We start from the raw sequence: 15,253 nt of genomic DNA, 5'->3' as shown, positions 1-15,253 counted from the left end.
CCCTTCCAAGGAGTACGCCCCATGACCACCCTGCCCGTCCAACAGCTCTACATCCACGGCCAGCGCGTCGATGCCACCAGCGGCAAGACCTTCAAGACCGTCAACCCGGCCACCGGCGAGGTGATCGCCGAGGTGCAGGTCGCCAGCCAGGCCGACGTCGAACGTGCCGTGCAGAGCGCAGCCGAAGGCCAGAAGGTGTGGGCCGCGATGACCGCCATGGAGCGCTCGCGCATCCTGCGCCGCGCCGTCGAGCTCCTGCGCGAGCGCAATGACGAACTGGCCCACCTGGAAACCCTGGACACCGGCAAGGCGCTGGCCGAGACCACCACCGTGGACATCGTCACCGGTGCCGACGTGGTCGAGTACTACGCCGGCCTGGCCACCGCCATCGAAGGCATCCAGCTGCCGCTGCGCGAATCGAGCTTCTTCTACACCCGTCGCGAGCCGCTGGGCGTGGTCGCCGGCATCGGCGCATGGAACTACCCGATCCAGATCGCCATGTGGAAGTCGGCGCCGGCGCTGGCTGCCGGCAACGCGATGGTGTTCAAGCCGTCGGAAGTGACGCCGCTGACCGCGATCCGGCTGGCCGAAATCTACACCGAAGCCGGCGTGCCGGCCGGCGTGTTCAACGTCGTGCAGGGCCCGGGCCGCGAGATCGGCCAGTGGCTGACCGAGGACCCGGTGATCGAGAAGATCTCCTTCACCGGTGGCGTCGCCACCGGCAAGAAGGTCATGGCCAGCGCGGCGTCCTCGTCGCTGAAGGAAGTGACCATGGAGCTGGGCGGCAAGTCACCGCTGGTGATCTGCGATGACGCCGATCTGGACCGCGCCGCCGACATTGCGGTGATGGCCAACTTCTTCAGCTCCGGCCAGGTCTGCACCAACGGCACCCGCGTGTTCGTGCCGCGCAGCATGCTGGCCGCATTCGAGGTGGCCGTCGTCGAGCGCGTCAAGCGCATCCGCATCGGCGACCCGATGGCCGCCGACACCAACTTCGGCCCGTTGACCAGCTTCCCGCACATGGAAAACGTGCTGCGCTACATCGAGAGCGGCAAGGCCGAAGGTGCCCGCCTGCTGACGGGTGGCGGCCGTGCCACCGAAGGTGCGCTGGCCCAGGGCGCCTACGTGCTGCCGACCGTGTTCTCCGACTGCCGCGATGACATGACCATCGTCAAGGAAGAGATCTTCGGGCCGGTGATGAGCATCCTCGCCTATGACGACGAAGACGAAGTGGTGCGTCGTGCCAACGACACCACCTTCGGCCTCGCTGCCGGCGTGGTCAGCAAGGACATCAGCCGCGCCCACCGCATCATCCATCGCCTGGAAGCCGGCATCTGCTGGATCAACACCTGGGGTGAATCGCCGGCCGAAATGCCGGTCGGTGGCTACAAGGAATCCGGCGTCGGCCGCGAGAACGGTATCTCCACCCTCGGCCACTACACCCGCATCAAGTCGGTGCAGGTCGAGCTGGGCGACTACGCCAGCGTGTTCTGACCGGCGCGCCCCGAGCACGCCCCATCGTCCGGCCACCGCGCCGATCCGACATTCCGCCGGGACGCCTGCATGCAGCGCGCCCCGGCCTGCAGGAGACACCCATGAGCACCCATAACGAGTACGACTACATCATCATCGGCGCCGGTTCAGCCGGCAACGTGCTGGCCACCCGCCTCACCGAAGATGCCGATGTCAGCGTGCTGCTGCTGGAAGCCGGTGGCCCGGACTACCGGCTCGACTTCCGTACCCAGATGCCGGCTGCACTGGCCTTCCCGCTGCAGGGCAAGCGCTACAACTGGGCGTACAAGACCGATCCGGAGCCCTTCATGAACAACCGCCGCATGGACTGCGGCCGCGGCAAGGGCCTGGGTGGCTCGTCGCTGATCAACGGCATGTGCTACATCCGCGGCAACGCGATGGACTACGACAACTGGGCCAGCATGCCGGGCCTGGAAGACTGGACCTATCTGGACTGCCTGCCCTACTTCCGCAAGGCCGAAACCCGCGACATCGGCCCCAACGACTACCACGGTGGTGATGGCCCGCTGCGGGTGACCACGCCGAAGGCCGGCAACAACGAACTGTTCGCTGCGATGGTCGAAGCCGGCGTGCAGGCCGGCTACCCGCGCACCGACGACCTCAACGGCTATCAGCAGGAAGGCTTCGGCCCGATGGACCGCACGGTGACCCGAACGGCCGTCGTTCCAGCACCGCCCGCGGCTACCTGGACCTGGCCAAGCCACGCCCGAACCTGACCATCGTCACCCACGCGCTGACCGACCGCATCCTGTTCTCGGGCAAGCGCGCGGTGGGCGTGCAGTGGCTGCACAACGACCAGCCGCAGCGCGCCACCGCCCGCCGCGAAGTGCTGCTGTGCGGCGGCGCCATCGCCTCGCCGCAGATCCTGCAGCGCTCGGGTGTCGGCCCGGCCGACCTGCTGCGCAGCCTGGACATCGACCTGGTGCACCACCTGCCCGGCGTCGGCGCCAACCTGCAGGATCACCTTGAGATGTACCTGCAGTACGAATGCAAGAAGCCGGTGTCGCTGGCGCCGGCGCTGAAGCTGTACAACCAGCCGGCGATCGGTGCCGAGTGGCTGTTCCTGGGCACCGGCATCGGCGCCAGCAACCAGTTCGAGGCCGGTGGCTTCATCCGCAGCGACGCCGAGTTCGACTGGCCGAACCTGCAGTACCACTTCCTGCCGGTGGCGATCAACTACAACGGCTCCAACCCGATCAAGGCGCACAGCTTCCAGATGCACGTCGGCTCGATGCGCTCGCCCAGCCGTGGCCGCATCCATGTGCGCTCGAAGGACCCGCGCGAACATCCGAGCATTCTGTTCAACTACATGTCGCACGAGCAGGACTGGCGCGAATTCCGCGCGGCGATCCGCATCACCCGCGAGATCTTCGCGCAGCCGGCGCTGGCCCCGTACAGCGGCCGCGAGATCTCGCCGGGCAGTGCACTGCAGACCGACGCGCAGATCGATGCATTCGTGCGCGAGCATGCCGAAACCGCCTACCACCCGTCGTGCTCGAACAAGATGGGCCATGCTGATGACCCGATGGCGGTGGTCGATGGCCAGGGTCGCGTGCACGGCCTGGAAGGCCTCCGCATCGTCGATGCCTCGATCATGCCGCAGGTGGTGACCGGCAACCTCAACGCGCCGACCATCATGATGGCCGAGAAGCTGGCCGACGTGATCCGCGGCCGCACCCCGCTGGCCCGCAGCACTGCGCCGTACTACAAGGCCAACGGCGCACCGGTGCGCAAGCAGGGCTGACGCAAGCGGCCCGGTTGGCGCCACGGTAGTGCCGGCCGCTGGCCGGCACCAACCGGAATCCCGATCGAGCACAGATGCCGGCCAGCGGCCGGCACTACCCAGCAAAGAGGCCCTTCGGGCCTCTTCGCGTTTTCCCTACGGCGGGGTATGCTGCAATGACCGGCCATTGTCGATACGCTCAGGGCCGGAACCTAATACATCACGATTCCTGGAGGGGGAATATGAGTCTGGATCGTCCCTGGCTGCAGAGCTATCCGAAAGGCGTTCCCGCCGAGATCGACGTCAACGAGTTCCATTCGGTAGCTTCGGTCTTCGACGCTTCCGTCGCGAAATTCCGCGACCGTCCCGCCTACTCCAGCTTCGGCAAGGTCCTCACCTATGGCGAGACCGACGCGCTGGTCAATCAGTTCGCGGCCTACCTGCTGGGAGAGCTCAAGCTCAAGAAGGGTGACCGCGTCGCCCTGATGATGCCCAACTGCCTGCAGTACCCGGTGGCCACCTTCGGCGTGCTGCGCGCCGGCCTGACCGTGGTCAATGTCAATCCGTTGTACACCGCGCGCGAGCTCAAGCACCAGCTGATCGATGCCGGCGTGACCGCACTGGTGGTGGTCGACAACTTCGGCGACACCGTCGAGCAGGTCATCGCCGATACGCCGGTCAAGCACGTGATCACCACCGGCCTGGGCGACCTGCTTGGCGCCAAGGGCGTGATCGTCAACTTCGTGCTGAAGTACATCAAGAAGATGGTGCCCAACTACCATCTCAAGGGCGCGGTGCGCTTCCGCCAGGCGCTGAAGATCGGCAGCCGCCACAGCCTGCCCCAGGTCGAGATCGACCACGACGACATTGCGTTCCTGCAGTACACCGGCGGCACCACCGGCGTGGCCAAGGGCGCGATGCTGACCAACCGCAACCTAATCGCCAACATGCAGCAGGCCTCGGCCTGGATCAGTGCGTCGGGCATCGAGATGGGCAAGGAGTGGATCATCACCGCCCTGCCGCTGTACCACATCTTCGCACTGACCGCGAACGGGCTGGTCTTCATGAAGTTCGGTGGCTGCAACCACCTGATCACCAATCCGCGTGACATGAAGGGCTTCGTCAAGGAGCTCAAGTCGGTGCGCTTCACCGCCATCACCGGCGTCAACACGCTGTTCAATGGCCTGCTCAACACCCCGGCTTCGACACGGTCGACTTTTCCTCGCTGAAGGTCACCCTGGGCGGCGGCATGGCGGTGCAACGCGCCGTGGCCGAGCGTTGGAAGAAGGTCACCGGGGTGACCCTGGTCGAGGCGTATGGCCTGACCGAGACCTCGCCGGCGGCCTGCATCAACCCGCTCACCCTGACCGAATACAACGGCTCGATCGGCTTGCCGATCCCGTCCACCGATGCCTGCATCAAGGACGACAACAGCGCCATCCTGCCGCTGGGCGAGGTCGGCGAGCTCTGCATCAAGGGCCCGCAGGTGATGAAGGGCTACTGGCAGCGCCCGGAGGAAACCGCCAAGGCGATCGATGCCGACGGCTGGCTGCATACCGGCGACATGGCGAAGATGGACGAACACGGCTTCTTCTACATCGTCGACCGCAAGAAGGACATGATCCTGGTGTCCGGCTTCAACGTGTACCCGAATGAAGTCGAGGACGTGATCGCGATGATGCCGGGCGTGCTGGAAGTGGCCGCGGTCGGCGTGCCGGACGAAAAGTCCGGGGAAGTGGTCAAGGTGGTCATCGTGAAGAAGGACCCGAACCTGACCGCCGAAATGGTCAAGGAGCATGCCCGGGCCAACCTGACCGGCTACAAGCACCCAAAATCGTTGAATTCCGAAAGGAGCTGCCGAAGACCAATGTCGGCAAGATCCTCCGCCGCGAACTCCGCGATACGCCCGCCCAGTAAGGGTTTGCGGCAATTTGAACGATGCAGGGCCCGGGGCGGAAACGTCCCGGGCCCTTTCGCATGCGACGCCCTGGGGCGGTGTAGCATCGCCGCGTGTGTGGACCGTTCGGCCCGCCGGCCACCCACCTGACACTGCGGGCCGCATGCCGAGGACCCTTCCATGAGTACCATCGAAAAGCTGCCTTCAAGCGGCTCACCGTTCGCCACCATCCGCACCGAAGACAGCGCCGGCGGCGCTGCCCACTGGCTGTTCATGCACGCCGATGCCGCCACCGGGATCCGCCCCTGCTGCCGCAAGGACATGCTCGACGAGATGTGGAGCTACATGGCGGCCATCACCCGCAGCCCTGCCGAACGCCACAGCGGAACATTGCGGCATTTCGTGCTGGCCTCCGATGCCGTCGCCTACAATCTGGGCGGCGACCTGGACCTGTTCACACGCCTGATCCGCGAAGGCAACCGCGACCTCCTGCTGAACTATGCCCAGCGCTGCGTGGAGGGCGTGCACCACCTGCACACCGGGTTCGGCGGCGACGTCCGTTCGATCGCCCTGATCCAGGGTGACGCCCTCGGCGGCGGGCTGGAAATGGCCCTGGCCTGCCACACCATCGTCGCCGAGGAAGGCAGCGGACTGGGCCTGCCGGAGGTGCTGTTCGGCCTGTTCCCGGGCATGGGTGCGTACTCCTTCCTGTGCCGGCGCGTGTCCCCCCACCTCGCCGAGAAGATCATCCTCGACGGCCGGGTCTACAGCGCCGAGGAGATGCACGCGATGGGCGTGGTCGACGTGCTGGTGAAGAAGGGCGAAGGCCGGGCGGCGGTGGAAGAACTGATCCGCCAGCAGCAGCGCACACCGCAGTCCTATCTGGCGATGAACGCCGCACGCGCCATCGCCCAGCCGGTCAGCTACGACGAACTGCTGGAGATCACCAAGGTTTGGGTCGATTCCGCCCTGGCCCTCGGCGACCGTTCGCTGCGCACCATGGACCGCCTGATCAAGGCCCAGACCCGTCGCGCCAGCCTCGACGCGGCCTGATTCATCCCTCCCCCAGGATGGGTTCAAGCCCGGTTGGCCACCGGGCTTTTTTTATGCACCCTGCCGTGGTTCAACGCGCCTCGCCATCGTCGGCAGCGCCGCGCAGCCGGCGTTCGGCCCGTGCCTCCAGCGCGCGCCGGCCTTCCTTGATCGCCTCCTGCAGGATGCCCAGGCGCTGGCGCCATTCGGTCTTCAGCTGCCAGTCGGCCATCCGCATCAGCTCGCCGGCACGGTTGGACGCGCGCATCAGGCCAAGGTTGCTGGCCACGCCCTTGATCGCGTGGGATTGTTCGCGGAACACATCCCACTGCGTGGCCTCACCGGCCTGCTCGGCCTTGCCCATGCAGCCCGCCACGTCCTCCAGGCATTGGCGGATGAACTCACGTTCGAAGCCCTCGCCCATGCCCAGCGAGGCCAGCTCGTCCAGCACGCTGCTGTCGAGCACCCCATCCTGCAGCGCCATCGGTCGCACCACCGGTGCGGCCATGGTCTTCAGCTGGGCGTTGCTGGCGATCTCGGCCAGGGTATCGAGCAGGCGCACCGCCACCACGGGCTTGGCCAGGAACGCATGCGCCCCAGCCTGGGTACAGCGCTGGATCGCCTCGGGCGTGACATCGGCGCTGAGCACCAGCACCGGCGTGCGCGGTCCGCCGCCGGCCTGCATCACCCGCAACTCCTTCAGCATGTCCAGCCCGCTCATGCCCGGCATGTGCAGGTCGACGATGACCGCGTCGAACTCACTGTCGGCCAGCGCATCCAGCACCGCCTCACCGCCATCCACGCACAGCACGCGATGCCCGGCCTTCTGCAGCAGGCGCTGCAGGACCATGCGGTTGGCCTCGTGGTCGTCGGCCACCAGGATCTGCATGCTGCGCACGCGGGCGCGATGGCGCAGGAACGGGTCGGCAAATGCGATCACGTTGCCGCCCGGCCCCACGTCGTCGTCGCCGGTCAGGCTCGGCACCGCACCCGGCACCTGCGGCTGCGGCGGCGCGAACGGCAACTCGACCCAGAAGTGGCTGCCGCGCGGCGGGTTTTCCAGATAACCGATATCGCCGTCCATTGCTTCGACCAGGCCCTTGGCGATGGTCGTGCCCAGCCCGGTGCCCTCGTGGCGACGCGCCATGCTGACGTCAGCCTGCTCGAAGGCATCGAACAGCCGCGCACGCATGGCCGGCGCTACACCGATGCCGGTGTCGAGGATGTCGAAGCGCAGCCGCACCGCGCCACTGGTATCGGCCTGCACCACGCTGACACGGATTTCGACCCGGCCGTGATCGGTGAACTTGACCGCGTTGCCGGCCAGGTTCAGCAGGATCTGCCGCAGGTGCCCGACGTCCCGCGCACGCGTGGCGGTACACCGTCAGCCACCTTCACCCGGTAATCCAGGCGCTTGGCCTTGGCCTGCGGCAACAGGATCAGCCCGATCGCCTGGATCACGTCGGCCACGGCGAAGTCTTCGGCCACCACGCGCAGCTTGCCGGCCTCGATGGCCGAGATGTCCAGCACTTCCTCCACCAGCGCCAGCAGGCTGCGCGAAGACGCCTGGATGGTGTTGAGGCACTCGCGCTGCTCATCGTCCAGGCGCGTGGTCGCCAGTACTTCGGTCATGCCGTTGAGGCCGTTCAACGGCGTGCGGAACTCGTGGCTCATGTTGGCCAGGAAACGGCTCTTGGCCTCGCTGGCACGGCGCGCCTCGGCCATCGCTTCGGTCAGCTGCCGCAGCAGCGTCGAGAAGTACAGCGGCACCGCCGCCAGGCCGAGCCAGAGGCCGATGGCCAGACGGAAATTCTGTTGCCAGTAAGGCGTCAGCAGCACCGTGCAACCGAAGCTCACCATCGCCATCGCCACCGCCACGTACAGGTAGTGGTTGCCGAAGCGCATGCCGTTGCCGACTGTCACCCACATCACCACGATGTAGACCCAGGCCAGCGGCTCCCCCATCTGCACCATGCCGGCAGCGATCAGGCCATAGTCGGCGAGCATGCCCAGCACGCGGCGGGGATCGGAACGCGCCGGCCGCCACAGCAGCCAGCCGAACAGCAGCAGCGACAGGCTCAGGCCGGTCAAGACGATCGCCAGCACGCCCACGTACTGCGTGTGCGGCAGATCGTGGCGCGGCGCCGGCAACAGCACGTAGGCCAGGATCAGGCTGATCAGGACAATACGGACGATCTGCTGGCCGTGTTCGCTGTCCTGGCGCTGGGACAGGCGCAGCCGCAGCTGCGACAACAGCCGTTTCACGCGCCCAGCCCCGGGCGCGCGGACGCCATCGAATGCTCGGCGCAGATCTGGTCCAGCTGTTCGCGGCCGCGCAGCAGCGCGTCCACACATCGGGGATCGAACAGCCGGCCACGCTGGGCGTAGAGATAAGCCAGGGTGGCTTCCATGGTCCATGCTTCCTTGTACGGACGGGGCGAAATCAGGGCGTCGAAGACATCGGCGACAGCCACGATGCGCGCTTCCAGCGGAATCGCATCGCCGACCAGCCCATCGGGATAGCCGCTGCCATCGTAGCGCTCATGATGACGCAGTGCGATCAAGGCGCCAACCTGGATGAAACGATTCTGGCTGCCGCTCAGCAGTTCATGGCCAATCCGCGGGTGCCGGCGCATGATCGCCAGCTCCTCCTCGTTGAGCTTGCCCTGCTTGAGCAGCACCGCATCGGGAATGGCAATCTTGCCCATGTCATGCAGCGGCGCAGCCATTTCGATCAGGCGCACGTCCTCCTCGGGCAGCCCGAGCTGGTCGGCGATCAGGCCGGCCACGCGCGCCATGCGCTCCAGATAGGCACTGGTGCCTGCATCACGGAACTCGATCGCCCGCGCCAGCCGCGACAGCGTTTCGCGCTCCCGCTCTTCGACCTCATGCATGCTGGCCAGCAGGCGCTGCTCCAGCGACAGCGCCCGTTGCTTCACGTTCTCGGTCTGTTGGCGCAGCTGCAGCAGGTTGTAGCAGCGCGCACGCAGTTCGCGCGGGCGGATCGGCTTGACCAGGAAGTCGATGACGCCGGCTTCCAGTGCCGCCTGGCGGATCGGCTCGTCACCGACCACGGTGATCAGGATCACCGGAATGTCGCGGTGCTTGGGCAGCCGACGGAAACGGCGAGCGAATTCCAGCCCGTCCATCTCCGGCATGCGGTAATCGAGCAGCAGCAGGTCGACCGGATGGGCTTCACACCAGGCCAATGCGGTCAGCGGATCGCCGAAGTCATACACGCTCAGTTCCGGCGCGATGTCTTCGATGACGTGACGCAGCATCGTCCGGGCGGAAGTCTGGTCATCAACGATGACGATATTCAACGCGTACTCTGCCTGGTTTTTCGACCACGCTGGATCATCAGCAGGCGAGGATACTCTGCCGCTGCGAACGCTCGCACCCTGCATCGGCCTGACTCCCGTGTCGTGCATCCCGATTCATGATCGTCATCACAATGTGAAGCGGACTCCCCACACCGTGCCCTCCCCTAACGCCGATCAAGCCATAGCAGGCGTCAAGGTAGTGCAATTACGATACGCCGAGTGCGGGACGCGTCAATCGCGCCGTCTCGTTTCGGGACGGCGCGCACAATCGGGAGTCAAAAAGGTGACTTACTGCTCCGGACGCATGTACGGGAACAGCAGCACATCGCGGATCGAGCTGCTGCCGGTCAGCAGCATCACCAGACGATCGACGCCGATACCCAGGCCGCCGGTCGGGGCCATGCCGTACTCCAGCGCACGGATGTAGTCGGCGTCGTAGTGCATGGCCTCGTCGTCGCCACCTTCCTTCGCGGCCACCTGGGCCTGGAAGCGCTGGGCCTGGTCTTCCGGGTCGTTCAACTCGGAGAAGCCATTGGCCAGCTCCTTGCCGTTGACGAACAGCTCGAAGCGGTCGGTGTAGCCCGGATCATTGTCGTTGGCACGGGCCAGCGGCGAGACTTCCACCGGATGGTCGGTGATGAAGGTCGGCTGGATCAGGGTGTGCTCGACGGTGGCCTCGAAGATCTCAAGCAGCAGCTTGCCCCAGCCGTAGGACGGCTTGACGCGGATGTTCAAGCGCTCGCAATGGCGCAGTAGCGCGTCACGGTCGGTGCAGTCGGCAACCGAGATTTCCGGGTTGTGGTGGCGCACGGCTTCGTCCATGCGCCAGCGGCGGAACGCCGGGCCCAGGTCGATCTTCGCCCCGTCCCACTCGACCTCGGTGCTGCCGTTGACTGTCCTGGCCACGTCACGGATCACGCCTTCGGTCAGGTCCATGATCTCGTTGTACGTGGCATAGGCCTCGTACAGCTCCATCATGGTGAATTCTGGATTGTGGCGGGTGCTGACGCCTTCGTTGCGGAAGTTGCGGTTGATCTCGTACACGCGCTCCAGGCCGCCCACCGTCAGGCGCTTGAGGTACAGCTCCGGCGCCACGCGCAGGTACAGGTCCAGGTCCAGCGCGTTGTGGTGGGTGGTGAACGGCTTGGCCGCCGCGCCGCCGGGGATGTAATGCATCATCGGCGTCTCGACTTCCAGGAAGTCGCGGTTGTCCAGCCACGCACGCATGGCGCGGATGATCTTCGAGCGCTTGATGAAGACCGCGCGCGACTCCGGGGTGACGATCAGGTCGACGTAACGCTGGCGGTAACGCTGCTCGACGTCGGCCAGGCCATGCCACTTGTCCGGCAACGGACGCAGCGACTTGGTCAGCAGGCGGATCGACTCGGCCTTGACCGACAGCTCGCCGGTCTTGGTGCGGGTCAGGCCACCTTCTACGGCGATGATGTCGCCCACGTCCCAGCCCTTGAACGCGGTGTAGGCATCGCCCAGCACGGCCCCCTGCAGGAACAGCTGGATGCGGCCGGACTCGTCCTGGATCTGCGCGAAGCTCGCCTTGCCCATGATGCGCTTGGCCATCAGGCGGCCGGCCATCTTCACCTGGCGGCCGTTGCCTTCCAGCGCCTCGGCGGTCCACTGTTCGGCATCGGCGAATTCGTCCTGCAGGCGGCCGGCGAAGTCCTCACGACGGAAATCGTTCGGGTACGCGATGCCCTGCCCACGCAGCGCTTTGAGTTTCTCACGGCGCTCGGCGATCAACTTGTTCTCGTCGACGGGGGGGTATCGGTAGCTTCGCTCATGGATCTGCGGGAATCGTGTAGTGAGGGGGGATGCTGCGCCCGGCACAGCCGGTTGCCCAGCATACCAAAACCGCCCTGCCCAAGCCGGGAGAGGGGTCAGATCCCTTTGCGCAGCAAAGGGATCTGACCCCATCCGGGACCCTACCTGGCCCCTGGATATCTACCTGTTCCCGGGGAACGCCTGGCGCAGCTCGTCCACCAGCACCCGCTGGTTTTCCGAGTAATCGATCGGTACCGACACCAGGTGCACCCCGCCCTCGTTGAAGGCCGCCTGCAGGGTCGGGATGAACTGCTCGATGGCGGTCACCTCATGCCCCTTGCAGCCATAGGCCTCGGCGTACTTCACGAAGTCGGGGTTGCTGAAGGTCATGCCGTAGTCGGTGAAGCCATCCACCGCCTGCTTCCAGCGGATCATGCCGTAGGCGCCGTCATTGAGGATCAGCACCACCAGGTTGAGCCCCAGCCGGCGCGCTGTCTCCAGCTCCTGGCTGTTCATCATGAAACCACCATCACCACACACCGCCAGCACCCGCCGCTGTGGATACAGGATCGAGGCCATGATCGCCGATGGCAGGCCCGCGCCCATGGTCGCCAGCGCGTTGTCCAGCAGCAATGTGTTGGCGACCTGGGTACGGTAGTTGCGGGCGAACCAGATCTTGTACATGCCGTTGTCCAGCGCCACGATGCCGTCCGGCGGCATCACCTGGCGCACGTCGTGCACCAGCCGCTGCGGTGTGAACCCGGCCTCTTCGGCGCGGTCGGCCAGATGCTCGAGGATGGTCGCGCGCAGCGGCAGCAAAGCATAGGCGTTCGGCACCGCGCCTTCGATGCGGTCGGCCAGTTGGGTGAGCGAACGGCCGATGTCGCCGATCACCTCCACCTGCGGGAAGTACACCTGTTCCACCGCCGCCTGCGAGTAGCCGATATGGATCACGGTCGGGCCACCCGGGCGCATCACGAACGGCGGCTTTTCGGTCACCTCGTGGCCGATGGTCACGATCACGTCAGCCTGGTCGATCGCCATGTGCACGTAGTCACGCTCGGTCAGCGCGGCGGTGCCCATGTACAGGCCCGAACCTCCGGCCACCGCGCCCTTGCCCATCTGCGTGGTGAAGAACGGGATGCCGGCGCGCAACACAAAGGCCGACAGCGCTTCACTGGACTGCGGTCGCGACGCCGCCGATGCGATCATCAACAACGGCCGCTTGGCATTGCGGATGATCTCAGCCGCCCGATCCAGCGCCTCCGGGCTGGCAATGGGACGGTCCACCGCATGCGGCGGAATCAGCGCCACGCCCTCGACCTCATCGGCCGCGATGTCTTCGGGCAGCTCCAGCAGCACCGGGCCCGGGCGCTCCTCCTGAGCGACACGGAACGCCTCGCGGACGATGGTCGGGATCGTGCGCGCCGAGACGATCTGCCGCGCCTGCTTGGTCAGCGGCTTCATCGTGCCGACGATGTCGACAATCTGGAAGCGCGCCTGCTTGCTGGCGACGATGCCCTTCTGGCCGGTGATCATGATCACCGGCCACGCACCCAGCAGCGCATAGGCGGCGCCGGTGGTGAAGTTGAGCGCGCCGGGGCCGAGCGTGGCCAGGCACACGCCGGGCTTGCCGGTCAGGCGGCCATAGGTTGCAGCCATGAACACCGCTGCCTGTTCGTGGCGGGTGATGACCAGCTCGATGCTGGAATGACGAAGCGACTCGACCACGTCGAGGTTCTCTTCGCCGGGAATACCGAAAATGCGCTCGACGCCTTCGTTCTCAAGCGCGGCGACGAGCAGGTCTGAACCCTTGGTCATTGGAATGCCGTCCTTTTCGCTGGACTGGTGGTGGATCGTTGCAGGAAGGATGAGAGCCGCGCGTCAACGCTTGTCGAACCACACCGTCTGCGCGTTGACGAATTCGCGGATGCCGAAGTGCGAGAGCTCACGACCGAAGCCACTCTTTTTCACGCCGCCGATCGGCACGCGCGGGTCTGAAGCGGAGAAGCCGTTGACGAACACGCCGCCGGTCTGCAGCCGGCGCGCCAGCTGCATGGCCCGTGCGCGGTCGCCGGTCCACAGGTTGCCGCTCAGGCCGAATTCGCTCTGGTTGGCCAGTTCCACCGCATGGTCGGCGTCGCGGGCGCGACTGATCGAGGCCACCGGCCCGAAGGTCTCGGTATCGAAGGCCTGCATGCCAGGCTCTACGTCGGCCAGCACGGTGGGTGCATAGAAGGCTCCAGGGCGATCCAGCGGGTGGCCGCCAACCAGCAGCCGCGCACCGGCCTCCACCGAAGCCCGTACCTGCGCATCGAGCTGCTCCAGCAGGTCCTGGCGCGCCATCGGGCCGATGCGGTTGGCCGGGTCGCGGCCATCGCCGATGGTCAGTGCCTGCACCTTCTGGCAGAACTGCGCCACGAAACGATCGTAGACCGCGTCTTCGACGATGATGCGCTTTCCGGCGATGCAGACCTGCCCGGTGTTCTGGAAGCGCGAGGCCACCGCCGCATCAACGGCGGCGTCCAGATCGGCGTCGGCCAGCACGATGAACGGATCCGAGCCCCCCAGCTCCAGCACCACCTTCTTCAGCGCCTGCCCGGCCTGGGCGGCGATGCTGCGGCCTGCGGCCACGCTGCCGGTCAGGGTCACTGCGGCGATGCGATCATCGGCGATCGCGCGGCTGGTGCCCTCGCGGCTGATGTTGGCGGCGATGAAGGTGCCTTCCGGCAGCCCGGCATCGCGCCAGGCCGCGTCGAGCAGCTGCGCGGTACCGACGATGTTCTCGGCCGGCTTCAGCAGGAAGCCGTTGCCGCCCATCAGGATCGGCACCGCCGCACGCATCACCTGCCAGTACGGGAAGTTCCACGGCATGATGCCCAGCACCACGCCCAGCGGCAGGTAGGCCACATAGGCCTTGTCGTCGGGCACCTGGGTCGGCTCGTCGCGCAGGAACTGCGCACCGTGGTCGGCGTACCAGTCGCACAGCACGGCGCACTTCTCGATCTCGGCCAGCGATTCGGCCTGCACCTTGCCCATCTCGGCGGTAGCCAGCGCGGCCAGCTTCTCACGGTCACGCCGCAGTACGGCGGCCATTGCACGCAGTACGTCTGCGCGCTGTTCGAGGCTCTTGACGCTCCAGGCCGCAAAGCCGACCTGGCCGCGATCGAGGATGGCTTCCAGTTCGGCGTCGGTAGCGAAGGGGTGGCTGGCGATCTGCTGGCCGGTGGCCGGATCACGGGAAATGGCGGTGGTGGGGGCAGCGGACATGCAGGGCTCCTGTTGTCTCGGCAACGGGCAGCGGCCCGTCTTCTGCACAGGAATGTGAACCCGATTGGCGGAGGCAACAAGGCGTCTGCTTATCCTGTGACCTGCACTTACCTGTCTGAATGGGGCTGTTTGCAGGGCTGCGCCCTGCACCCGCAGAGGCCAGGGCAACGTCAAGGTCAAAGGCCTGCATTCCGTGGGATGGCGGGGTGGGTCCGGTTGCGGGGGACGGCGTGAATCCCCCTCCGGGGTCCGGCCCAGCCGCCGGCGGCTGGGCGTTCGGGCGCTTGCGAAGCAGTGCTTCGCAAGCAAAGCGCCCTCACCCATGTAGCCTCGGTCGCGCCATCCATGGCGCTCACGCCCCCGCAACCGGGCCCACCCCGCCTTCGACAGTTTTCCGCGATCTGTTGGAAATACTCTTGGGGTCAGATCCGTTTTCCCTGGGAAAACGGATCTGACCCCGGAATTTCTTTCGATATCTGACAGATGTGTCGACCAAGGTCGACACCTGCCAACAGCCGCGGGAAATTGTCAGAGGTGGGGCGGTGTGGGTTGGCAGGACCGTTGGCGCCATGGATGGCGCCATCGAGCCCCCATGGACGGGTTTACGGCGTGTCCTGCCAACCCACACCGCCCCGCCATCCAACGGAATGCCCGCTGTTGCTGTTGCTGTTGCTCGGCCTCTGCGGGTGCAGGGCT

6 protein-coding genes and 3 pseudogenes are annotated in these 15,253 nt (G+C 66.1%); 4 read left to right on the top strand and 5 right to left on the bottom strand.

What is annotated here, in order from left to right:
* Window positions 1–21: 21 nt before the first annotated feature.
* The 4 genes and pseudogenes from betB to DL544_RS09520 all read left to right on the top strand — a co-directional run bounded on the left by betB (window position 22) and on the right by DL544_RS09520 (window position 6,206).
* Window positions 22–1,494 carry a betaine-aldehyde dehydrogenase gene (betB, locus tag DL544_RS09535; protein ID WP_139727044.1) on the top strand — a complete coding sequence of 491 codons (1,473 nt, stop codon included), beginning with the start codon at window positions 22–24 and terminating at the stop codon, window positions 1,492–1,494.
* 101 nt (window positions 1,495–1,595) lie between these two features.
* Window positions 1,596–3,277: pseudogene (gene betA / locus DL544_RS09530) on the top strand (choline dehydrogenase).
* A gap of 221 nt (window positions 3,278–3,498) precedes the next feature.
* Window positions 3,499–5,173, top strand: a pseudogene (locus tag DL544_RS09525) (long-chain fatty acid--CoA ligase).
* 160 nt (window positions 5,174–5,333) lie between these two features.
* Window positions 5,334–6,206 (top strand): crotonase/enoyl-CoA hydratase family protein, encoded by an 873-nt coding sequence (locus tag DL544_RS09520; RefSeq protein WP_065184932.1) that lies wholly within the window; start codon window positions 5,334–5,336, stop codon window positions 6,204–6,206.
* A gap of 70 nt (window positions 6,207–6,276) precedes the next feature.
* Here DL544_RS09520 and DL544_RS09515 read toward each other — a convergent pair.
* The 5 genes and pseudogenes from DL544_RS09515 to DL544_RS09495 form a co-directional block, all read right to left on the bottom strand.
* Window positions 6,277–8,450, bottom strand: a pseudogene (locus tag DL544_RS09515) (response regulator).
* Window positions 8,447–9,592: a cyclic di-GMP phosphodiesterase response regulator RpfG gene (gene rpfG, locus DL544_RS09510; protein ID WP_032954148.1), complete on the bottom strand. Its 1,146-nt coding sequence runs from the start codon at window positions 9,590–9,592 to the stop codon at window positions 8,447–8,449. The pseudogene DL544_RS09515 and the gene rpfG overlap by 4 nt, the downstream one beginning before the upstream one ends.
* A gap of 204 nt (window positions 9,593–9,796) precedes the next feature.
* The gene (gene lysS, locus DL544_RS09505; protein ID WP_139728098.1) at window positions 9,797–11,311 is read right to left on the bottom strand and encodes a lysine--tRNA ligase; all 1,515 of its coding nucleotides are present in this window, start codon (window positions 11,309–11,311) and stop codon (window positions 9,797–9,799) included.
* Between the two features lie 156 nt (window positions 11,312–11,467).
* A complete protein-coding gene (locus DL544_RS09500) occupies window positions 11,468–13,108 on the bottom strand; it encodes an acetolactate synthase large subunit (protein WP_065184933.1) in 1,641 nt (546 codons plus the stop codon).
* A 63-nt stretch (window positions 13,109–13,171) separates the two neighbouring features.
* Entirely contained in the window at window positions 13,172–14,557 is a 1,386-nt protein-coding gene (locus tag DL544_RS09495; protein ID WP_065177620.1) for an NAD-dependent succinate-semialdehyde dehydrogenase, read from the bottom strand.
* Window positions 14,558–15,253 lie beyond the last annotated feature (696 nt).

The sequence above is a fragment of the Stenotrophomonas sp. pho genome (assembly GCF_006228405.1).
Classification (GTDB): domain Bacteria; phylum Pseudomonadota; class Gammaproteobacteria; order Xanthomonadales; family Xanthomonadaceae; genus Stenotrophomonas; species Stenotrophomonas sepilia.
This window is presented reverse-complemented; position numbering and strand designations above follow the sequence as displayed.

What these genes read in the sequence shown, in the direction of transcription:
- rpfG (WP_032954148.1), bottom strand. Translation starts at nt 9,592, where the DNA reads ATGCAGGGTGCGAGCGTTCGCAGCGGCAGAGTATCCTCGCCTGCTGAT.
- DL544_RS09520 (WP_065184932.1), top strand. Translation starts at nt 5,334, where the DNA reads ATGAGTACCATCGAAAAGCTGCCTTCAAGCGGCTCACCGTTCGCCACC.
- betB (WP_139727044.1), top strand. Translation starts at nt 22, where the DNA reads ATGACCACCCTGCCCGTCCAACAGCTCTACATCCACGGCCAGCGCGTC.
- DL544_RS09500 (WP_065184933.1), bottom strand. Translation starts at nt 13,108, where the DNA reads ATGACCAAGGGTTCAGACCTGCTCGTCGCCGCGCTTGAGAACGAAGGC.
- DL544_RS09495 (WP_065177620.1), bottom strand. Translation starts at nt 14,557, where the DNA reads ATGTCCGCTGCCCCCACCACCGCCATTTCCCGTGATCCGGCCACCGGC.